General features: G+C 72.2%; 22 protein-coding genes and 1 tRNA gene. 14 read left to right on the forward strand and 9 right to left on the reverse strand.

Annotated features, from left to right (window positions below):
- Positions 1-40 precede the first annotated feature (40 nt).
- Genes AOM05_RS11145 through der form a run of 11 tightly spaced genes read left to right on the forward strand, consistent with a single transcriptional unit; the run spans position 41 to position 9265 of the window.
- The gene (locus AOM05_RS11145; protein ID WP_082097471.1) at positions 41-994 is read left to right on the forward strand and encodes a heme o synthase; all 954 of its coding nucleotides are present in this window, start codon (positions 41-43) and stop codon (positions 992-994) included.
- A 3-nt stretch (positions 995-997) separates the two neighbouring features.
- Entirely contained in the window at positions 998-1915 is a 918-nt protein-coding gene (locus tag AOM05_RS11150) for a site-specific tyrosine recombinase XerD (RefSeq protein WP_062522253.1), read from the forward strand.
- 32 nt (positions 1916-1947) lie between these two features.
- Positions 1948-2763 carry a ParA family protein gene (locus AOM05_RS11155; protein WP_062522255.1) on the forward strand — a complete coding sequence of 272 codons (816 nt, stop codon included), beginning with the start codon at positions 1948-1950 and terminating at the stop codon, positions 2761-2763.
- Between the two features lies 1 nt (position 2764).
- Complete coding sequence (locus tag AOM05_RS11160) at positions 2765-3625, forward strand: segregation and condensation protein A (RefSeq protein WP_082097472.1); 861 nt, start codon at positions 2765-2767, stop codon at positions 3623-3625.
- Between the two features lie 5 nt (positions 3626-3630).
- Positions 3631-4167: an SMC-Scp complex subunit ScpB gene (gene scpB / locus AOM05_RS11165; RefSeq protein WP_174442367.1), complete on the forward strand. Its 537-nt coding sequence runs from the start codon at positions 3631-3633 to the stop codon at positions 4165-4167.
- Positions 4167-4916, forward strand: a complete 750-nt coding sequence (locus AOM05_RS11170; RefSeq protein WP_062522259.1) for a pseudouridine synthase — start codon at positions 4167-4169, stop codon at positions 4914-4916. The genes scpB and AOM05_RS11170 overlap by 1 nt, the downstream gene beginning before the upstream one ends.
- 52 nt (positions 4917-4968) lie before the next feature.
- Positions 4969-5331: a chorismate mutase gene (gene aroH, locus AOM05_RS11175; RefSeq protein ID WP_062522262.1), complete on the forward strand. Its 363-nt coding sequence runs from the start codon at positions 4969-4971 to the stop codon at positions 5329-5331.
- 7 nt (positions 5332-5338) lie between these two features.
- The gene (locus tag AOM05_RS11180) at positions 5339-6385 is read left to right on the forward strand and encodes a prephenate dehydrogenase (protein WP_062522263.1); all 1047 of its coding nucleotides are present in this window, start codon (positions 5339-5341) and stop codon (positions 6383-6385) included.
- Entirely contained in the window at positions 6382-7092 is a 711-nt protein-coding gene (gene cmk / locus AOM05_RS11185; RefSeq protein ID WP_062522265.1) for a (d)CMP kinase, read from the forward strand. The genes AOM05_RS11180 and cmk overlap by 4 nt, the downstream gene beginning before the upstream one ends.
- Positions 7089-7787 (forward strand): lysophospholipid acyltransferase family protein, encoded by a 699-nt coding sequence (locus tag AOM05_RS11190; RefSeq protein WP_062522266.1) that lies wholly within the window; start codon positions 7089-7091, stop codon positions 7785-7787. The genes cmk and AOM05_RS11190 overlap by 4 nt, the downstream gene beginning before the upstream one ends.
- Complete coding sequence (gene der, locus AOM05_RS11195) at positions 7784-9265, forward strand: ribosome biogenesis GTPase Der (RefSeq protein WP_062522268.1); 1482 nt, start codon at positions 7784-7786, stop codon at positions 9263-9265. Before AOM05_RS11190 ends, der begins: the two co-directional genes overlap by 4 nt.
- Before the next feature lie 28 nt (positions 9266-9293).
- Here der and AOM05_RS11200 read toward each other — a convergent pair whose 3' ends face one another.
- From AOM05_RS11200 to AOM05_RS11210, 3 genes are read right to left on the reverse strand one after another with little or no spacing between them, the layout of a single operon-like run.
- Complete coding sequence (locus AOM05_RS11200; protein WP_062522270.1) at positions 9294-9710, reverse strand: DUF1801 domain-containing protein; 417 nt, start codon at positions 9708-9710, stop codon at positions 9294-9296.
- An 18-nt stretch (positions 9711-9728) separates the two neighbouring features.
- A complete protein-coding gene (locus AOM05_RS11205) occupies positions 9729-10499 on the reverse strand; it encodes a glycerophosphodiester phosphodiesterase family protein (protein WP_228373279.1) in 771 nt (256 codons plus the stop codon).
- Positions 10496-11422, reverse strand: a complete 927-nt coding sequence (locus AOM05_RS11210; protein ID WP_062522272.1) for a serine aminopeptidase domain-containing protein — start codon at positions 11420-11422, stop codon at positions 10496-10498. The genes AOM05_RS11205 and AOM05_RS11210 overlap by 4 nt, the downstream gene beginning before the upstream one ends.
- A 90-nt stretch (positions 11423-11512) precedes the next feature.
- Here AOM05_RS11210 and AOM05_RS11215 point away from each other — a divergent pair, with 90 nt between their 5' ends.
- Complete coding sequence (locus AOM05_RS11215; RefSeq protein ID WP_062522274.1) at positions 11513-12865, forward strand: MFS transporter; 1353 nt, start codon at positions 11513-11515, stop codon at positions 12863-12865.
- Between the two features lie 202 nt (positions 12866-13067).
- On the opposite strand, the gene AOM05_RS11220 is transcribed toward AOM05_RS11215, so the two are convergent.
- The 4 genes from AOM05_RS11220 to AOM05_RS11235 form a co-directional block, all read right to left on the reverse strand.
- Positions 13068-14591 carry an HNH endonuclease gene (locus tag AOM05_RS11220; protein ID WP_062522276.1) on the reverse strand — a complete coding sequence of 508 codons (1524 nt, stop codon included), beginning with the start codon at positions 14589-14591 and terminating at the stop codon, positions 13068-13070.
- 76 nt (positions 14592-14667) lie between these two features.
- Entirely contained in the window at positions 14668-15207 is a 540-nt protein-coding gene (locus AOM05_RS11225; protein ID WP_062522278.1) for a hypothetical protein, read from the reverse strand.
- Complete coding sequence (locus AOM05_RS11230; RefSeq protein ID WP_062522280.1) at positions 15204-15812, reverse strand: nucleoside deaminase; 609 nt, start codon at positions 15810-15812, stop codon at positions 15204-15206. Before AOM05_RS11230 ends, AOM05_RS11225 begins: the two co-directional genes overlap by 4 nt.
- 28 nt (positions 15813-15840) lie before the next feature.
- On the reverse strand, positions 15841-16776 hold the full coding sequence (locus AOM05_RS11235; RefSeq protein ID WP_062522282.1) for a pyroglutamyl-peptidase I: 936 nt from the start codon (positions 16774-16776) through the stop codon (positions 15841-15843).
- 105 nt (positions 16777-16881) lie between these two features.
- On the opposite strand from AOM05_RS11235, the gene AOM05_RS11240 reads away from it, so the two are divergent.
- A complete protein-coding gene (locus AOM05_RS11240) occupies positions 16882-18069 on the forward strand; it encodes a GGDEF domain-containing protein (protein ID WP_062522284.1) in 1188 nt (395 codons plus the stop codon).
- A 16-nt stretch (positions 18070-18085) separates the two neighbouring features.
- On the opposite strand, the gene AOM05_RS11245 is transcribed toward AOM05_RS11240, so the two are convergent.
- Positions 18086-18970, reverse strand: coding sequence for an SDR family NAD(P)-dependent oxidoreductase (locus AOM05_RS11245; RefSeq protein ID WP_062522286.1), 885 nt, complete (start codon positions 18968-18970; stop codon positions 18086-18088).
- On the reverse strand, positions 18967-20247 hold the full coding sequence (locus AOM05_RS11250) for a flavin-containing monooxygenase (RefSeq protein ID WP_228373280.1): 1281 nt from the start codon (positions 20245-20247) through the stop codon (positions 18967-18969). The genes AOM05_RS11245 and AOM05_RS11250 overlap by 4 nt, the downstream gene beginning before the upstream one ends.
- Positions 20248-20411: 164 nt before the next feature.
- Here AOM05_RS11250 and AOM05_RS11255 point away from each other — a divergent pair.
- Positions 20412-20485: transfer RNA gene (locus AOM05_RS11255), tRNA-Pro, on the forward strand.
- Positions 20486-20693 lie beyond the last annotated feature (208 nt).

The raw sequence follows: 20693 nt of genomic DNA on the forward strand, positions 1-20693 counted from the left end.
ACGGACCCTGGTCCCGGTGTGCGCGGTTACACTTGTCCGCATGCCGACCGCCACCTCTGAGGCTCATGCCGCCGTGCCCGTCGCGGCTCCCCGTCGGGTGGCGGCGACCATCGGCGCGTACGTCGCGCTGACCAAGCCCCGGATCATCGAGCTGCTGCTCGTCACCACCATCCCGACCATGGTGCTGGCGGCGGACGGCTGGCCCTCGCTGGGCCTGCTGCTCGGCACGCTCGTGGGCGGCGCGCTGTCCGCGGGCGGCGCCCAGGTGTTCAACAGCTACCTGGACCGCGACATCGACGCGCTGATGAAGCGCACGCGCCGCCGCCCCCTGGTGACCGGCGCGGTGTCCGAGCGCGGCGCGCTCGTGTTCGCGTGGGTCCTGTCCGTGGTCTCGACGCTGTGGTTCTGGCTCGTGGTGGGCTCGCCCCTCGCCGCGGTGCTCAACGTGGTCGCGATCGTGGGCTACGCCGTGGTCTACACGATGATCCTCAAGCGCCGCACCGCGCAGAACATCGTGTGGGGCGGCATGGCGGGCTGCATGCCGGTGCTCATCGGGTGGGCCGCCGTGACCCAGTCGCTGTCGTGGACCCCCGTGCTGCTGTTCCTCATCATCTTCTTCTGGACTCCGCCGCACTACTGGCCGCTGTCGATGAAGTTCAAGGGCGACTACGAGCAGGCCCGCGTGCCGATGCTCCCCGTGGTCGCCCCCGCGCGCAAGGTCGCCATCGAGATGGTCGGCTACGCCGCCGCGATGGTCGCCACCAGCCTCGCGCTCGCGTGGGTGGCGAACATGACGTGGGTGTACGTCGCGGTCGCAGCCGCAGCCGGCGCGTGGTTCCTCGCGGCCTGCGTCCGCCTGTACCTGCGCTCGAAGGCAGGCGCGGCAAAGCTGCATGAGATGCGGCTGTTCCACGCGTCGATCACCTACCTGTCGATCGTGTTCGCGGCGGTGATGGTGGACCCGTTCCTCACCGACGTCCTCTCGGTCCGCTGACCGATGCTCGAGCGGCAGCGTGACGCGTACCTCGCGCACGTCGCCGTGGAGCGCGGGCTGAGCCCGAACACCGTCGCCGCGTACCGCCGCGACCTCGACCGGTACGCGGCCTTCCTCGCGACCCGCGGCCTCGACGACCTCAAGGACGTCGCCCGCGAGGACGTGTCCGCCTTCGCCCAGGGGGTGAGCACGGGAGCCGACGGCGGGCGCGCGCTCGCCCCCGCATCGGCCTCCCGCACCGTGGTCGCGATCCGCGGCTGGCACCGCTTCGCTGTGCTCGAGGGATGGACCGTGGCGGACCCCTCGGCGCAGGTCAAGCCCCGCTCGATCCCTAAGCGCCTGCCCAAGGCGATCCCGGTCGAGGACGTCGCGCGGATCCTCGCCCAGGCGGGCGCGGGGGACGGCGGCACGCCGTTGCGCGACCGCGCCCTGCTCGAGCTCGTCTACGCGACCGGGGCGCGCATCTCGGAGGCCGTGGGGCTCGACGTCGACGACCTCGAGCTCGCCCCCGGGGAGGAGACCGTGCTGCTGAGGGGCAAGGGGCGCAAGGAGCGCATCGTCCCCGTCGGCGGCTACGCCGTCGAGGCCCTCGACGCGTACCTGGTCCGCGCACGCGCGGCCTTCGCGCAGGCGGGCGGCGGCACCCCGGCGCTGTTCCTCAACACCCGCGGCGGGCGGCTGTCGCGACAGTCGGCGTGGGCGATCCTTCGCGCCGCCGCCGAGCGGGCCGGCGTCGCGGACGTCTCCCCGCACACGCTGCGCCACTCGTTCGCGACGCACCTGCTCAGCGGCGGTGCGGACGTGCGGGTGGTGCAGGAGCTGCTGGGTCACGCGTCCGTCACCACCACCCAGATCTACACGCTCGTGACGCGCGACACGCTGCGCGAGGTGTACGCCGCGACGCACCCGCGCGCCCGCTGAGCCGCGCCGTCACCAACCGGTAAGGTTGGCGCGTGACCGACTTCCCTGCACCCGAGCCTCTCGACAGCCACGGTCCCGCGCGAGTCATCGCGCTGTGCAACCAGAAGGGCGGGGTGGGCAAGACCACCACGTCGGTCAACCTCGCCGCGGCGCTCGCCGAGTACGGCCGCAAGGTGCTGCTCATCGACTTCGACCCTCAGGGCGCGGCCTCCGCGGCGCTCGGTATCAATGCCGACGCGCTCGAGAACACGGTCTACAACCTGCTGATGGAGACCGGCGTCTCCACCCGCGAGGTCATCCTCGAGACCAAGGTGCCGGGCCTGGACCTGCTGCCCGCGAACATCGACCTGTCCGCCGCGGAGGTGCAGCTGGTGGGCGAGGTGGCCCGCGAGAGCGCGCTCGCCCGCGCGCTGCGCCCGGTGCTCGACGACTACGACGCGATCCTCATCGACTGCCAGCCCTCGCTGGGCCTGCTCACCGTGAACGCGCTGGTCGCGGCGCACGGCGTGGTGATCCCGCTGGCCGCCGAGTACTTCGCGATGCGCGGCGTCAAGCTGCTGGTCGACACCATCCGCAAGGTGCAGGACCGCCTCAACACGCGCCTCACCATCGACGCGATCGTGCCCACGCTGTACGACGGCCGCACGCTCCACGCCCAGGAGGTGGTGGAGCGGGTGCGCGACGCGTTCGGCGGCCAGGTCACGGACACGATGATCCACCGCACCGTGAAGTTCCCCGACGCGACCGTCGCGGCGGAGCCCATCACCACGTTCGCCCCGTCGCACGCCGGCGCGGAGGCCTACCGTCAGCTCGCCCGCGAGCTCGTGGCGCGCGGGGTCGCCGCCTAGCGTGACGGCCGAGGTCGAGGCCGAGTCCTCGAGGGGCTTCCAGGTCCACCTCGACAACTTCGAGGGTCCCTTCGACCTGCTCCTCAGCCTCATCTCGAAGCACCAGCTCGAGATCACCGAGGTGTCGATCGCGCGCGTCACCGACGAGTTCCTCGCGACCATCGCCGCCCGCGAGGACGACTGGGACCTGTCGCAGGCCTCCGAGTTCCTGGTGGTCGCGGCCACGCTGCTCGACCTCAAGGCCGCGCGCCTGCTGCCACAGGGCGAGGTGGACGACGTCGAGGACCTCGAGCTGCTCGAGGCGCGCGACCTGCTGTTCGCCCGCCTGCTGCAGTACCGCGCGTTCAAGCAGGCCGCCGCCGCGTTCGAGGGCATGCTCGCCGCGCCGCGTCGGGTGCCGCGCGACGTCACCCTCGAGCCGCAGTTCGCGATGCTGCTGCCCGAGCTCGTGTGGACCGTCACCCCGGAGCAGCTGGCCCAGCTCGCAGCGCACGCGCTGCAGCCCAAGGCAGCGCCCACGGTGAGCATCGCCCACCTGCACAACCCCGCCGTCAGCGTCCGCGAGCAGGCCGCGCTCATCACGCACCGCCTCCAGCGCGAGGGGGCCGTGACGTTCCGCACGCTGGTGCGCGACGCGGACGGCACGCCCGTGGTGGTCGCGCGCTTCCTGGCCCTGCTCGAGCTGTTCCGCGAGGCCGTGGTCGCGTTCGATCAGGTACGCTCCCTCGGCGAGCTGACGGTCCGGTGGACCGGCGGCGAGACCGCCGTCGAGGTGTCGGCGGAGTTCGATGAGGACGATGCGCTGGGCGTCGCCTCCGAGGCCGCCGGGATCGCGCGGGGCACGGATGGGGAGGGGCTGTGAGCCCGATGGAGCTGCGGGGCGCGCTGGAGGCCGTCCTCATGGTGGTGGACGAGCCCGTCCCCGCGGCGGAGCTCGCCGCGGCGGTCGAGGTGCCCGTCGCCGAGGTCACCGCCGCGCTCGAGGCGCTGCGCGACGAGTACGCCGACCCCGACGCGCCGCGCGGCTTCGAGCTGCGCGAGGTCGACGGCGGCTGGCGCGTCTACTCGTCGCGGCTGTACGCGGACGTGGTGGGGCGGTTCATCGTCGACGGCCAGTCCGCGCGCCTGTCGCAGGCGGCGCTCGAGACCCTCGCGGTGGTCGCGTACCGCCAGCCGGTCACGCGCGGCCAGGTGTCCCAGATCCGCGGTGTCAACGTGGACTCCGTCATGAAGACGCTGTCCGCGCGCGGGCTCGTCACCGAGGTGGGGGAGATGTCCGGCGCCGTCCTGTACGGCACCTCCACCGAGTTCCTCGAGCGCATGGGCATGTCCAGCCTGGACGACCTGCCGCCGCTCGCACCGTACCTGCCCGACCTGGCAGACATCGATGGGGAGGGCCGCTGATGGCCGAGCTCGAGATCCACCGTCCCGAGGGGATCCGGCTGCAGAAGGTGCTCGCGTCCGCGGGCGTCGGCTCGCGCCGCAAGTGCGAGGAGCTGATCGAGCGCGGCCGCGTCCGCGTCGACGGCGAGGTGGTGGACCAGCTGGGCGTGCGCGTCATCCCCGAGGAGGTGGTGATCGAGGTCGACGGCGAGCGCATCATGGTGGACGCCAGCCACATCACCGTGATCCTCAACAAGCCGTTCGGCGTGGTGAGCACCATGAGCGACCCGCAGGGACGTCCGGCGCTCGACCAGTTCGTGTCGAACTACGAGGAGCGGCTGTTCCACGTGGGCCGCCTCGACGCCGAGACCACCGGGCTGCTGCTGCTCACCAACGACGGCGACCTCGCGAACCGGCTCGCGCACCCCACCCACGGCGTGTCGAAGATCTACGTCGCCAAGGTGAAGGGCCGCGTCTCCAAGCACCTGTGCACGCAGCTCAAGCAGGGCGTGGACCTCGAGGACGGACCCGTCCGCGCGACGGCGTGCCACATCCTCGACGTGGCCGGCGACTCGTCGCTGGTCCAGGTCGAGCTCCACGAGGGTCGCAACCGGATCGTGCGCCGCATGCTCGACAAGGTCGGGCACCCGGTGCTCGAGCTGGTCCGCACGCAGTTCGGCCCCATCCGCCTGGGCACGCTCGCGCCGGGAGAGGTGCGCGAGCTCGGGCCGGTCGAGGTGGGCAAGCTCATGGACGCCGCGGGGATGTAGCGGGCCCGGCGGGCGCCCTGCCCGCCCCCTGCCAGCCGATACGATGGTCGCCATGACTATCCGTGCGATCCGTGGCGCCATCACCCTGGACCGCGACGAGAAGGACCACCTGCACGAGCGCACCATCGAGCTCATCGAGGCGCTGATGCGGGAGAACACCCTCACCACCGACGACCTCATCTCGGTGATCTTCACGTGCACGCCCGACATCCACAGCGACTTCCCGGCCGCCGCCGCCCGGGCGCTCGGCTTCGGCGCCGTGCCGCTCATGTGCGCGCAGGAGATGGACGTGCCCGGCGCGCTCCCGCTCGTGGTGCGGGTGATGATGCACGCCCACCTCGAGCGCCCGCGCGACGAGATCTCGCACGTGTACCTCCGCGACGCTGTCCGCCTGCGTCGCGACCTCGCCCAGTAGGAGCGCCATGCCTCCCCGCACGCACATCGTGGGCGCCGGCCTGATCGGCGCGAGCCTCGGCATCGGCCTGACCGCCGAGGGCTGGGACGTCACCATCGAGGACAACGACCCCGAGGCGCAGGCCCTCGCGCGCTCGATCGGCGCCGGCGGCGCCCCCACCGAGGCCGCGCCCGAGCTCGTCATCGTCGCGGTCCCGCCGTCCGCCGCCGCCGCCGTCGTGGCGGCCGCGCTCGGCCGCTACCCGGACGCGATCGTCACCGACGTGGCGAGCGTCAAGGCCCCCATCGCCGCCGCGGCCCACGCGACCGGCGCATCGTCCCGCTACGTGGGCTCGCACCCGATGGCGGGCCGCGAGGTCTCGGGCGGGCTGGGCGCGCAGGGCGACCTGTTCAAGGCGCGCCCGTGGGTGCTGTGTCCGAACGGCGCCACCGCGGAGGCCGTCGCGCTGGTCGCCCGGGTGCCCGAGGCGCTCCAGTGCGACGTGGTCACCATGGACGCGGAGGCGCACGATGCCGCGGTCGCCCGCGTCTCGCACGCCCCGCAGGTGGCGGCGTCCGCGGTCGCGGCCGCGCTGGGCATCCTCCACGCCGACGACGTCGCCCTCGCGGGCCAGGGCCTGCGCGACGTCACCCGCATCGCGGCGTCGCTGCCGGGCATGTGGGCGGACATCGCGCGCCTCAACCGCTCGCACCTGGTCGAGACGCTCGACCACATCATCGCCGACCTCGAGGAGGTGAGGGAGGCCGACGACATCGGCGAGGCCCTCACCGACCTCATCGACCGCGGCCGCTTCGAGGTCGCGCGCATCCCCGGCAAGCACGGCGGGGCCACGCGCGACTGGACGCCGGTCACCGTCATCGTCCCCGACACCCCCGGCCAGCTGCTGCGCCTGCTCGCGCATACGGCCGAGGTGGACGTCAACATCGAGGACATCGCCATCGAGCACTCGCCGCGGCAGCCGGTGGGACTCACCACGCTCTACGTGCTGCCCACGCGGGCGCCCGACCTGGTCGCGGCGCTCGAGCGGCAAGGTTGGGAGATCGCTGCATCATGACCGGAATCTCGATCGCGATCGACGGGCCCGCGGGCACCGGCAAGTCGACGGTGGCCAAGGAGGTCGCGCGCCGGCTCAAGCTCGCGTACTTCGACACGGGCGCCACGTACCGCGTCGCCACGCTGTGGTGCATGCGCGAGGGCGTGGACCTGGCCGTCGAGGACGACGTCACGGCCATGGTGGAGACCATGAACGTGGCGCTGGTGCTCGACCCTTCGAACCCGCGCGTCCTCCTCGAGGACGAGGACGTGTCCTCGCTCATCCGCACCGACTCGGTCGCGCTCACCGTGTCGAAGGTCGCGACCAACCTCGAGGCGCGCGCCGCGCTGGGCCGCTGGCAGCGCGAGGTCATCGCGAACGAGCTCGAGGGCGGCTACTCCGACGGCCGCGGGATCGTGTCCGAGGGCCGCGACATCACCACGATCATCGCCCCCGACGCGGACGTGCGGATCCTCATGACCGCCGACGAGGAGATCCGCGTCGCCCGCCGCGCCGGCGAGGGCGCCGACCTCGCCACCGTGCGCGAGGCCGTGCTGGGCCGCGACAAGAAGGACTCCACCGTGGTGTCCTTCCACACGGCCGCCGACGGCGTCCACACCCTCGACACCTCCGACCTCACCATCGAGGAGGCCGTCCAGGCGGTGCTCGACCTGGTGGCGGAGGTGCGTGCGGCCGAGGAGCAGGGCGACGATGCGGTGACCGGGTGAGCGCTCCCGTCCCCAGCCCGTGGGGGCCGCGCTGGTCCCGCTGGGTCGGACGGTTCCTCGCCCGGGTGCTGTGGCGCACCGAGGTGCGCGGGCGCGGCAACGTGCCGGCGTCGGGCGCCGCGATCGTCGTGTGCAACCACGTGGGGCTGATCGACGGCCCCGTGGTGCACGGCGTGATCCCGCGCGGCTCGCACTTCCTCATCCGTGAGGGCATGATGACGGGCCCGCTGGGCACGATCCTGAGGGCGGCGCAGCAGATCACGGTCGAGGGCTCGGGGCGCGACGCGCTCGCGCGGGGCCTCGCGGTGCTGCGCCGCGGCGGCGTGGTGGGCGTGTTCCCCGAGGGCACGCGCGGCGCGGGCACGGCGGAGGCCGTGCACGGCGGCGCCGCGTGGCTCGCGATCCAGTCGGGGGCGCCGGTGGTGCCCACCGCGATCGTCGGGTCGCGGCACACGGGGGAGTCCGTGAACGTGTGGCCCAAGCCGGGGCGCCGCATGGTGGTGGCGTTCGGCACGCCGGTGGTGCTGACCCCGCCGGCGGACGTGCGCGGCGGTCGAGCGAAGCAGGTCTGGGCGGCCGAGAGGCTCGCCGAGGCGCTGCGCGACCAGGTGGCCCGTACCCTTGACACATCAGACCTCGAGCTTCCGCTCGACGACCCGCGCCGTGAAGGCCGCGAAGACAAGGACCACGCATGACGGACGAGCAGCCGCTTCCGGCCCCCCACGAGTCGGACGCGCCCGAGTCGCTCGACGAGATCCGCGAGGCCGCGCTGCGCGCGGGGCTCGAGGACTACGACCTCACGCCCGAGGACCTCGCGGACCTCACCGGCGAGCCGCTGCCCGAGACCGAGGAGGCGCTGCCGGTCCTCGCGATCGTCGGGCGCCCGAACGTGGGCAAGTCGACGCTGGTGAACCGCATCATCGGCAAGCGCCTCGCGGTGGTCGAGGACAAGCCGGGCGTGACGCGCGACCGCGTCGCGTACCGCGCTGAGTGGGCGGGCCGCGACTTCACGCTGCTCGACACGGGCGGCTGGGAGAAGAACGTCACGGGCATCGACCTGTCCGTCGCGCAGGCCGCGGAGGCTGCGATCGAGATGGCCGATGCCGTCCTGTTCGTGGTGGACGCCATGGTGGGCGCGACCGCGACCGACGAGCAGGTGGTGCGCCTGCTGCGCAAGGCCGAGAAGCCCGTGGTGCTCGCGGCCAACAAGGTCGACGGCCCGCAGGGCGAGCTCGAGGCCGCGGCGCTGTGGAACCTGGGGCTCGGCGAGCCGTACCCGGTGTCCGCGCTGCACGGCCGCGGCACGGGCGACCTGCTCGACGCGGCGATGGCGATCCTGCCGACCGAGATGGAGCAGGTCGAGATCGACGAGCACGCGCCGCGCCGCATCGCGCTGGTGGGCCGCCCGAACGTGGGCAAGTCCTCGCTGCTCAACAAGCTCGCGGGCGCGGAGCGCGTGGTGGTCAACGAGATTGCCGGCACCACCCGCGACCCGGTCGACGAGGTGGTCGAGATCGGCGGGCGTCCGTGGACGCTGGTCGACACGGCCGGCATCCGCCGTCGCGTCCACATGACCAAGGGCGCCGACTTCTACGCGTCGCTGCGCACGCAGACCGCGATCGAGCGCGCCGAGGTCGCCCTGGTGCTCCTCGACTCGTCGACGCCGCTGACCGACCAGGACCTGCGCGTGGTGCAGCAGGTGGTCGACGCGGGCCGCGCGATGATCTTCGTGTTCAACAAGTGGGACCTCATGGACGAGGATCAGCGGTTCCTGCTCGAGCGGTCCATCGAGAAGGACATGGTGCAGCACCCGTGGGTGCCGCGCGTGAACCTGTCCGCGCTGACCGGCTGGCACACCAACCGCCTGCTGCCCGCGCTCGAGCTCGCGCTGTCGAGCTGGGACCTGCGCGTCTCGACGGGCAAGCTCAACGCGTTCCTGGGCGAGCTGGTCGCGGAGCACCCGCACCCGGTGCGCGGCGGCAAGCAGCCCAAGATCCTGTTCGCCACGCAGGCGTCGACGCGCCCGCCGCGGTTCGTGATCTTCGCGTCCGGGTTCCTCGACCCGCAGTACCGCCGGTTCATCGAGCGTCGCCTGCGCGAGAACTTCGGGTTCGAGGGCACGCCCATCCAGATCTCGGTGCGCGTGCGCGAGAAGCGGGGCAAGCGGAAGTAGGGCGCGGCGGCCTCCCGGTCGGGAGGTCTCAGGCGGTCGCGTCGCCCTCGGCGTTGCGCCTGTACGTGACCTCGGCGAGGTCCGCGAGGACCTCGCGGTCGAGCGCGTCCAGCCTCTTGACGTAGACGCACGCCACGCTCGTGGTGTGGGGTCCGAGCTGCTCGAGCAGCCCCGTGCCCTCGGGCGTGTCGGTGAACCCGTAGAAGGTCAGCTGGGCCTTGCGGGGCGAGAACCCGAGCGCGGGCATGTCGCCCTCGCGGCCGGTGGCGTACTTGTAGTGCACCGAGCCCCAGCCGATGATCGACGGGCCCCACATCACCGGATCCGCGCCGGTGACCTCGGTGAAGAGCGCCACCACGGCCTCGGCCTCCTCGCGGCGCCGGGAGGGCTCGACCCCGGCCACGAAGGCCTCGACGGGCACGTCGGTGGGGACGGTCTTGTTCATCGCGTCACCTCCTCCCGCTCACCATAGGCCGCGCTGTTCGAGGACGTCACGGAGCACGTCGGCACGGTCGGACACGATCCCGTCGACGCCGGCGTCGAGCAGCGACTCCATCTCCGTGCGGGAGTTGACGGTCCACACGTGCACCACCTTGCCGAGGCTGTGGGCCAGGCGCACGTGACGCTCGTTGAGCACGGGGACCGGGCCCACGCGCCAGGGGATCTGGAGGCCGTCGACGTCGGTGAGCGAGCGCAGCGTGCCCAGGCGTGCGAGGCCGCCCAGCAGGAACCGCGCCGCCTCCGACGTGCCGGCGCTCGTGGCGACCGGCTTGCTCAGGCGGGCGACGGTGGCGCGGCGGCGCTCCGCGGAGAAGGACGCCACGCACACGCGGTCGTGGGCGCCGGTGCGCTCGATGGCGTCCGCGATGGGGGCGATGCCGGACTCCGCCTTCACGTCGATGTTCACCCGGAGCTCGGGCCAGGTCCCGAGGATGTCCTCGAGCAGCGGCACGGGCTCGACGCCGCCGATTCGTGCCTCCTTGACGCGCGACCAGGGCAGCTCGGCGACGTCGCCCTCGGCGTCGGTGGTGCGGTCGAGCGACGCGTCGTGGAGCGCGACGGCGACCCCGTCCACCGTGCCGTGGCCGTCGGTCTCGACATAGGCGTACCCGAGGTCCACCGCCGCCTGGAACGCCGCCATCGAGTTCTCGAGCCCGTCGAGCGAGAAGCCGCGATGCGCGAGGGCCGCGAAGGGCGCGTCGAAGTACGGGTGATCGGGTCGCATGAGGTTCATGGGATCGCCTTCGGGAGCCAGGTGCGGATGGCGGACAGGTAGGCCGCGCGCGGCACGGGTGAGGACAGGGAGAGCTCGTGGACGCCGCCGGTGATGACGGCGTCGGTCACGTCGGGACCCAGACGATGCGCGTGCCGGGCGATCGCGCGGACGTCCACCACCGTGTCCTGGAACCCGAGCAGCGGGTTGTCGGGGGAGTCGGGGCCGCTCGAGTGGGAGCGGGCGACGAGCACGGGGACGTGGATGTCGAGGCCGCGCGCCACGCGGGCCTGGGCCCGCCGGACGGCGGCGAGCCAGCCGGCACGCACCGGGACGCCGAGCGGGGTCTTCCAGGTGGTGTCGAAGGCCCAGCCGCCGCCCTCGGGCTCGAGCAGCCTGGTCGCGTAGTGCGAGGGCTGACGGTGGAGCACCGCGAGGGGTCGGGCCCGAGCGAGCGCGGGCACCGCGCCGGTGGCCATGCGTTGGGCCCGGGTGGCCACCGGCGCGAAGAAGGGGCTGTCGAGGATCAGCCCCGATAGGGCGGGCGCGGGCCGGTCGGACGCCCAGATCGCGGCCGCGAGGCCGCCGTTCGAGTGCGCGTGGACCACCAGAGGCAGGCCGGGGTGGTCGGCCTCGATCGCTGCCGCGGCGGCGGCCATGTCGTCGCCGAGCTCGGCGATGTCGCCCACCAGGTGGGGGACGTCGCCCTCGTGGAGCGACCTGCCCGCGCGTCGCAGGTCCACGGCGTAGAAGGCGAGGCCCTGCTCGAGGAGGAACGCTGCGAGGTGGTCCTGGAAGAAGTAGTCGTTGTAGCCGTGCACGTGGAGCACCGCGCCGCGGGGCGCGGCCGGCGGCGTCTTCGCCCGGACGAGCGTCGCCGCCCCCAGCGGGCGCGACTCGAACCCGGCCAGCGCATCGTCCTCCCAGGTGGCGGCGTCCTCCATACCCTGATCGTGCCATCTGCGCGCCCGCCGTTCAGCGTGTGTTGGCGTGTTGGTCGCTCACAGTTCACCGAGGACCGGCACTCTTGGCGCATGACCTCCGAGGTGTCCTCGTCCACGGCGGCCCGCGATGACGCCGGCCGTCCCGCCCACTGGGGGCGCGTGGTCGCCTGGTCGCTGTGGGACTGGGCGGTGCAGCCGTTCAACACCGTCATCATCACGTTCGTGTTCGTGGCGCTGTACCTGACGTCGGACGCGTTCATCGACCCGGAGCTGGCGCTGCTGCCCGAGGGCGACGCCGCACGCGAGGCGGCGCTGTCCGAGGTCGCGTCGAACCTGGCGTTCGGGGTGACCATCGCGGGCGTGCTGGTCGCGCTGCTCGCTCCGGTGCTGGGCCAGCGCGCCGACACCTCGGGCCGCCGCAAGGCGTGGCTGGGCGTCTCCACCATCGCGGTGATCGCGTGCATGCTCGGGTTGTTCTTCGTGGAGGCGGATCCGGCGTACTTCCTGCTCGCCGTGGTGCTCATCGGCATCGGCAGCGTGTTCGGGGAGATCGGCGGCGTCCACTACAACGCGCTGCTCGCGCAGGTGAGCACGCGCGAGAACGTGGGCCGCGTGTCGGGGCTCGGGTGGGGCCTGGGCTACCTCGGCGGGATCGTGGCGCTCGTGATCGTGGTGGTCGCGGACGGCGCCGACTGGTGGGGCCTCGACACCTCGAACGGCCTGGCCTACCGGCTCATCGCGCTCGGGTGCGCGCTGTGGGCGATCGCGTTCGCGTGGCCCATCTTCGCGTTCGTGCCGGAGGCGCCCGCCGCGGGCCGCCCGAAGGTGTCGCTCGTCGGCAGCTACGTGCGGCTGTGGCGCGACCTGCGCGCCCTCTGGCACGACTCGCGCCCCACCCTCTGGTTCCTGGTCGCCAGCGCGATCTACCGCGACGGCCTCGCGGGCGTCTTCACGTTCGGCGCGATCATCGCGGCGCGCGCGTACCACTTCAGCGATCAGGAGGTGGTGATCTTCGGGATCGCGGCCAACCTGGTGGCGGGCCTCGCGACCATCATCGCCGGCCGGGTCGACGACTGGGTGGGCCCCCGCCGCCTCATCATCTGGTCGCTCGCGGGCATGATCCTCGCGGGCTTCGCGGTGGCGTTCCTGCATGACCTCGGGTCGATCGTGTTCTGGGTCGCGGGCCTGGTGCTGTGCCTTTTCGTGGGGCCCGTGCAGTCCGCGTCGCGCTCGCTGCTCGCGCGGGTGAGCCCGCAGGGCAAGGAGGGCGAGATATTCGGCCTCTACGCGACCACGGGCCGCGCGGTCTCCTTCCTCGCGCCCGCGATGTACGGCGTCGCGATCGCGATCACGGGTGCCGTGATCTGGGGCGTGCTCGGGATCATCGCGGTGGTGGCGCTGGGGCTGGTGGCGATGCTGTTCGTGAGGATCGACGCGCGATAGCCGCCGGGTCCGCTCGTCGGCTTCCGCCGGGACGATGCGGGGGTCGGGTCGCGCGGGTCGGTGAGGCTCGTGTGGGTGGCGGGTGGCGGTGGTGCGCGCGCACGGTGGGGGCGGAGATCGGGGGTTCCGGGGCGTGCCTGGACGTGTCTGGACGTGCTTGTGCGGCGCCGCCCGTGGTGGGTGGCGCCGCGGGGCGGGGCAGTTATGTGGGCGGGATGCCGGAGCTGGCGCTGTCGTCGCGGGTGGTCTTGTTCCAGGGTCGGGGGGTGCCGAAGCGTGCTCGGCCGCCTTGCCAGGGGGTGCGTTGAGGGTCGACTGATGCGGGTGGGATGAACCAGATCTCGGTGTCGGTGGCGCGGATCTGCCAGCCTTCGTCGTGGATCACGTGGTGACAGTGCGAGCAGAGCAGGGCGCCGTTGGCGAGGTTGGTGGGGCCGCCCTTGGCCCAGAAGATGATGTGGTGAGCCTCTGTCCACGCGGGCGGAGCCCCGCACTTCGCGCAGCCGCCATCCCTCTCGCCTAGGGCGATGCGTTGGGCGTGGGAGAAGGGGTAGATCCTCCTGCCCAGCTTCAAGACCTGACCCTTGTCGCCGATGAGGGCGGGGATGAGGATCGCGGACGTGATCATGCGTCCCACGGTGGTCATGCCGATCGGCTGGGTGCAGCCGTCCAGCTCCCCCAACCCGGTCCCCGATTCGAGGTCGGCGGCGGTGGCGCGGATGACGACGCTGACGTTGGCGAACTGAGCGGTGGTGGTCTCACAGCCCAGGGCGTGACGGGCGAGGTCGGCCAGCGAGTCGGCACGCATCTGCTCGCTCGAACGCAGATCCTCGCCGGGAACGTCGCGGCTGCGTCGCATCTGATCCCCGACCATCTTGTCGATGGCCGCGCGTAGCGGTGCGGCGGTCTCGGCGTCGAGCTCGCCGTGGATCTCGACCATGCCTCGGCTGTTGTCCCAGATCTTCAGATACCGGGCCCGCCGCTTCTGAGCCTCCGTGCGCTCATGCTGCTCCACGTCCAGGGCGGCCTTGAACCGCTGCACGATCTTGGCGAACGCGTACGCATCCAACCCGTGGGCACGCTTCACCAGCTCAGCCGCGGCCTCCTCCTTCGCAGAGTCGGTCACCTCCTCGGACAGCGAGTCGAGCATGACCAGGATCTGTGCCCCGCACTTCGCCGAGATCAGCCCATCATGGAGCGCCTCGGTCACGATCGCCCGATACCGCAGCTGCGGCTTCGCCTGAGGCTGCGGTTGAGGATCCGGAGGGTTGTTCTCCTCGGGCTCATCAGGGTTCGGGTCGTCGGGGTTGTTCTCCTCGGGCTCATCAGGGTTCGGCTCATCCGGATCGGGACCCGGATCGGGCTTGCCGTTCTCCCTCTCCTCCAGCGCCTTGCCGATCTCGAGCAGGCGGAACGCCTCGGCCTTGTGGGTACCCATCTTTGACGCGACCAGATCCGCGGCGGAACGGAAGCCGTGATGCTTCGCGAGCCCACCCCCGGGCACATCGGACTGCACCTCGATATCGCGCGCGGTACGCGCGATGACCAGCTCCATCTCGCGCACGATCTGAGCCGCCGCACCCAACCTGTCCACCGCGTCAGGCGAGCCGCCTACGGAAGCCAGCGAACGCATCGTCCCCACCGCCACCCGAGCATCCACACACGCCGACGCGAACCCGGCGCCAGAGCCGCCGGGCAAGTCATCGAACAGGTGTGCTGCTTCCATATGACCATCACACCACCGGGGTCTGACAATCAGGACAAAAGGGATGTGGAGAAGCTTGAACAGCCTGGTAAAAGTCCTAGAGCGACGCGAGCAACGCCTTCAGCACCGGACGCGCCTCATCCTTCGCCTCCGGCGAGGGCAGCCGCGACCACGTGAGCGTCACCACGGCGCGGTCGGCGCGCAGGCTCACCTCCGCGAGCAGGCGCGACCCATCGGAAAGAGCAGCGCGCCACCGCCTATACGCGGGAGTAGCGGTCGAGGTGGCCGAACCAGCGAACGGCACCCCGCCCACCCCGGAAAGCCCCGCGGCGACCTCGAGCCACGCCCCGAGCGCCTGATCCAGCGTGCCGCCGTGGGTGCGGCTGACCGAGCACTCGTACGAACCGTCCTGCCGCTGCCCGGGAGCGCGGCGGCCGATGTGCTGCTCGTACGCGACGGCGGTCATCTGCGCCCACCAGCCGGGGTTGTCGACGTGCCCCAAGTCCCGATAGGCGACCGCGACCAGCTCGCGATGACCAAGAGAAGGCCCACCGGCCGCCTCGAACACCGCGACCCATCCGGCCCAGTCGCGCCCGGAGGCCCGCTCGAGAGCTTCGACGTTCGCGGCCGACGTCACGGATGCGCCTCGATGGGCCCGGTGCCGCGCGCGTTGTAGACGGTCGCGCTCGACTCGCCGTACGCCCGGTACACGGCCAGCGCCTCCTCGCGCAGCACGTCGCTGGTGACGGCGATCCCGCGCGCCTCGAACTGCTCGGCCCAGTCGGCGACCACCGGGCCCTCGTCGAACCGCGTGAGCCGCTCGAGCTCCGGACCCTCGCCCGCGACCACCAGCCGCCGCACGCCCGACCACAGCGTCGCGCCGTAGCACTGCACGCACGGGCGCCAGTTGACCACCAGCGCGAGCTCGCGCTCCTCGCCCAGGTCCCACGTGCCCAGGCGCGTCTGCGCCAGCGCGAGCGCCATCACCTCGGCGTGGCCGGCGCTGATGCCCGTGCCGAGCACCACGTTCACGCCCACCGACACCAGCTCGCCCGTGACCGCGTCCACCACGATCGCCGCGAACGGCCCGCCGCCGCCCTCGCGCCAGTTGCGGTCCGCGAGGCGGTGCACCAGCGCCATCTGCTCCTCGGGCGTCGCGAGCGCGTCGGGCAGGTCCGGCAGCTCCTCGATCAGCCACGCGGGCAGGGACAGGGTGACGCTGGTGGCGAGGCCGTGGGCCATGGTTCCTCCGGGGGGACGATGCGGGGGTTCAGTTGTCGCGGTGGCCCGAGATGATCTCGTCCCAGGTGGGGGCCCGGTAGGCGGGCGACTCCTCCTCGGCGGGCGCGGGCTCGGGGGATTCCGCGGGCTCGGCGGCCTCGGGCTCCGGCGCCTCCGCCCCCGGGGCCGCGGGCACTTCGCCCGTCGCGGGGGACCAGGTGGCGGGCCCGGCGGGCACGGTTTCCGGCGCGGGAGCCTCGGGCTGCGCGGGAGCCAGGGGCAGCCCGTAGGCGGGGGTGTTGCCGACGATCGGTTCCGCGATGGGCATGAGGAACGGCTGGGTGGCCTCGGACTCGTCCTCCTCGTCGAGGACCGTGGCGGGCTCCGAGTGCTCGCCCATGACGGTGTCGACCACGGTGCGCAACGCCTCCGCAAGCACCTCGGCGGGGAGCGCCGGTCCCGCGAGCGCCATCTGCGGCGTGGCGGGCACCTGGATCAGGCCGCTCGGCACGCCCCATTCGGCAAGCTCGCGCTGCATCACGTAGAACACGTGGTTGGCGAGCCCGCTGCCCGCGTTGAGCGACAGCCGCGCGGGCAGCCCGCGCGCCTCGAGCGCCGCGACGATCTCCTTGGCCGGCAGCGTGGACCACAGCGCCGCGGAGGCGCCCTCGACCACGGGAGCGTCGACCGGCTGGACGCCCTGCGCGTCCGGAACCGTCGCATCGTCGAGATTGACCGCCAGCCGCTCGACGGTGACCGCCGGGGCGCCCGGCTGGGTCGCGACCACGATCACCGCGTCCGGGAGGTGCTTCGCCACGGACGCACGCAGGCGCCGGGCGGCCTCCTTGTACACGGGAGCGAGCTCGCGGTGGACGATCTCGGCGTTTCCATGCCACGTCTCCGCCAGGATCCGGGCGGCGTCCGCGGAGGCCTCGGCGATGGCGCCGGGCATCGGCTCGAAGGAGGTGATCAGCACGCGTGCCATGCCCCCAGGGTAGGCGGTGGCGCCGACAACCCGGGCGAACGGCGCACATGTGACGACGGCCACACGTCCCTTCCCGCCGTCGGAGCCGATCCGTACGCTGTGGAGGTGATCGATCCGATGAGCGTGCGCCTCGCGCTTGCCATCGTGGTCGGGCTGGCGGCGGTGCACACCGTGATCGTGCTGCGCCGGACGTCGGGGGCGCCCATCCTCACCTGGTGGGCACGCGCGCTGGTCGCGTACGGCGTGAGCACGGTCCTGTTCATGGGCAACGGCTCCGCGGCGCAGGCCGTGACGGTGCCGCTCGCGAACACCACGGGTGTCATCGGCGGCCTCATGGTGCTGCGCGCCGCGCGATCGCTGCGGGGCGCCTCCGTGTCGCGCTGGGTCGCGATCCCGCTCGCCGCGGGCGCGCTCCTCACCGGCGTGCTGGGCGACCCCGGGCACCACACCTGGGCCGGCGGCGCCTACTTCCTGGGCGCGATGGGCGGCGCCGTGGGCGCGGCGGGGGCGGAGATGTGGCGGATGTGGCTCGCTGAGCGGCGCGCCGCCACCGGGTCGAACGGTTCGAGGCGTGGCGCGCTGCTCACCTTCGCGGTCGCCGCCACCGTCTACGCGGTCTTCTACGCGGTGCGCCTGCTCGCCTTCATCGCGCAGGGCCCGGACAGCGAGCTCTTCCAGACCGTCGGCGGCACCGGCCAGACCACGTTGGTGCTCATCGCGACGGTCACCGCGGTCACGCTCGCCGCCGCCCACCTGGCCGAGGCGGGCCAGCGCGAGGAGCTGCGTCTCCGCGCCACCACCGACGACCTCACCGGCGTGCTCGGCCGCGCCGAGCTGCTCGCGCGCGCGGACGCGCTCCTCACGGACGCCGCACGCCGAGCGGTCGGGTGCGCCGTGGTGGTCTCCGACCTGGACTTCTTCAAGCGCGTCAACGACACCCGCGGCCATGCCGAGGGCGACAAGGCGCTGGTCGCCTTCGCGCGGGCCTGGCAGGCGGAGCTGGGGGACGGCGAGGTGGTGGGTCGCCTGGGCGGCGACGAGTTCGTCGCGGTCATGGTGGACGTCACCGTCGCCGAGGCCGCCGCGCGGGCCGATGCGGTGACGCGGCGGTTCGTCGCGTCGCAGGCAGGCACGGTGCCGGACGCCCCGACGGCGAGCCACGGCGTCGCGCCCGCCACGCCGGGAGACACGCTCGAGGCGATCCTCGGCCGCGCCGACGACGCCCTCTACGAGGCCAAGGCCGCCGGACGCAACACCGTGCGCATCCACGGAGCGGCGCGGCCCACCGCGTAGATCCGGCGCGAGGGCTTCACGCGTCGACCGCGCGCTCCACCCCGTCCACCGTCGCGATGAGTCCCCGGTCCCTCAACTGCCGCAGGTAACGCTTCTGCCCGCGCTCGCCCTTGCCGCGGAACAGCGGCATGAGCCGGGGGAGAGCGTTGGGCACCAGCAGCGCGGCGCGGACAAGCCGGGACTCGCTGGGACGCGGGTAGGCCTCGAGGCGCGGCCGGTCCAGGAGCCGCATCATGGTGCGCGCGACGTGCTCGGGCGACTGCGGCGGGTCCTGGAACTGCAGCGAGTTGCCGCCGTCCAGCGCCTCCTGACGCAGCATCCGGGTGTCGGTGGCGGACGGCAGCACCGAGCACACCGTGATGCCCTTGTCGCGCAGGTCCAGCGCGATCGAGAGCATCGCGCCGCGCAGACCGAACTTGCTCGCCGTATAGATAGGCGTTTCCCCGAGCGGGAAGATCCCTCCCAGCGACACGGTGGTGATGACGCGCGGGTCGTCGGACGCCCGCAGCAGCGGCACCGCGAGCCGGGTCAGCACCAGGGGAGCGGTGAGGTTGACGGCGAGCTCGCGCTCGATGCTCTCCACGGATCGCTCGTCGAAGCGGTCCGCGCTGGTCATCCCGGCATTGTTGACCAGCACGTCGATCCGTCCATGACGGGAGCCGATCCGCGCGATCAACGCCTCGACCTGCGCCCTGTCCGTGAGGTCGCAGGTCTCCGCGGCGTGGCGACCCTCGCCGCCCGGAAGGGCCGCGACGGCCCTGGCCGCAGCATCGTCCCTCACGTCGACCACGATGATCCGCGCGCCCCTGGCCGCCGCGAGGGCTCCGAACGCGGACCCGATGCCGCCCGCGCCGCCGGTCACCACGACGATCCGGTCGGCCAACTCGAAGGCCCGCCTCACGGGATGCTCCAGCCCATGCGCCGGGCGGTCCTGTGCAGGTACCGCGTGATCGCGACGCCGTCGACGTAGCCCGCGTGGCGCGGCGAGTCGACGAACCGGATGCCGCGCGTGAGGTCGGGCGTATCCGTCGCGATCACCTGCTCGAACTCCCGCCAGCGCTCGGGCCGTCGCTCGCGGTCCTCGATGTGCTGCGCGATCATCGCCGCGAGCTGCGACATCAGCACGTACGCGGCGCCGTTCGTCTCGACGAACCCGACGCCGTACAGCCCGGGGTTCTTCGAGAACGCGGTGAGGTAGAGGTCCGGATGCGGGCCGTCGCCCATGAGGTCCTGCGCGTACGGCACCTCGTGGTGGTAGCCGGTCGCCAGCAGGATGAGGTCGACGTCCTCGGTCGAGCCGTCCGCGAACGTCACGGTGGTGCCCTGGATGTCCGCGATGGCGGGGCGCGCGGTGATGTCGCCGTGGCCCAGGTGGTGGAGCAGCTGGGTGTTCATGAGCGGGTGGGTCTCGAACACCCGGTGGTCGGGCTTCTGGAGGCCCAGCCGTGTGAGGTCGCCGTTGAGGACCCGGAGCAGGCCGCCGAAGACGCGCTGCTCGAGCCACATCGGCATGGTGGGGCCGCCGTCCGCGAACACGTCCGACGGCTTCCCGAACACGTGCTTGGGGATGAAGTGGTAACCGCGGCGGAGGCTGATGACCGCGTGATCCGCGCTGCGAGCCGCGTCGCAGGCGATGTCCGCGCCCGAGTTGCCGGCGCCGACCACGAGGACCCGCCGCCCCTCGAGCTCCTTGGCGCTGCGGTACGTGACGGTGTGGCGGACCTCGCCGGTGAAGGTGCCGGGGAGGTCGATGACGTTGGGGATCCACTGCACGCCGCTTGCGATGACCACGTGCGCGTGGTCGGTGGCGCGGCAGTCCGCGCGGGTGACGCGGTAGCCGGTGTCGGTGCGCTCGACGCTCTGGACTGCCGTGTTGTACTCGATGCCCTCGTCGAGCCCGTTCTCCGCCGCGAAGGCGCGGATGTAGGCGAGGATTTGGCGGTGGTTCGGGTAGTCGGGGTATCTGTCCGGCATGGGAAAGCTGGGGAAGCCGGAGAGTGTCTTCGAGGAGATGAAGTGCGCCGATTCGTACATGGGGCTGCCCGGGCTGTCGATGTCCCACAGGCCCCCGACGGCCGCGTGCCGCTCGAGGTGCGTGTAGGGGAGGCCGCGCTCCTTGAGCGCGTGCGCGGCGGCCAGGCCCGCGGGGCCGGCGCCGATGATGGCGGTGTCGAGCACGGTTCTCCTCGTCCTTGAGCAGTATCGCGATCGTAGGGGTTGCGAGGGACGATGCGGCGGTTGCGGGCCGTGTCGGCGGGAACGGGGGTGACGTTGTTACGTCAGTTTCGGGGTGCTCGGTGGTCTTTGGCCGCCCAAGTTTCCGATATAGTTAACCGCTGTCACGGGCTGTGGCGCAGCTTGGTAGCGCACCTGACTGGGGGTCAGGGGGTCGCAGGTTCAAATCCTGTCAGCCCGACGTGTAGCAAGCGGAAAGTCCTGGTAACTCACGGGTTACCAGGACTTTTTGCATGGAGTGACATGACCCAGCAATCATTTGCTCATCGCGATGTCGCCGTGATGTGCACTATCTTCCAGCGGTGACCATTAACTCCAATCCGCTCGTGTGCCTCGAACGTCGCCTCGAAGCCGCGCGGTCATGACCAGCGATATCGTCCGGGGCCTGT

This window comes from Demequina silvatica (assembly GCF_000971215.1).
In the GTDB taxonomy this organism is placed as follows: Bacteria; Actinomycetota; Actinomycetes; order Actinomycetales; family Demequinaceae; genus Demequina; species Demequina silvatica.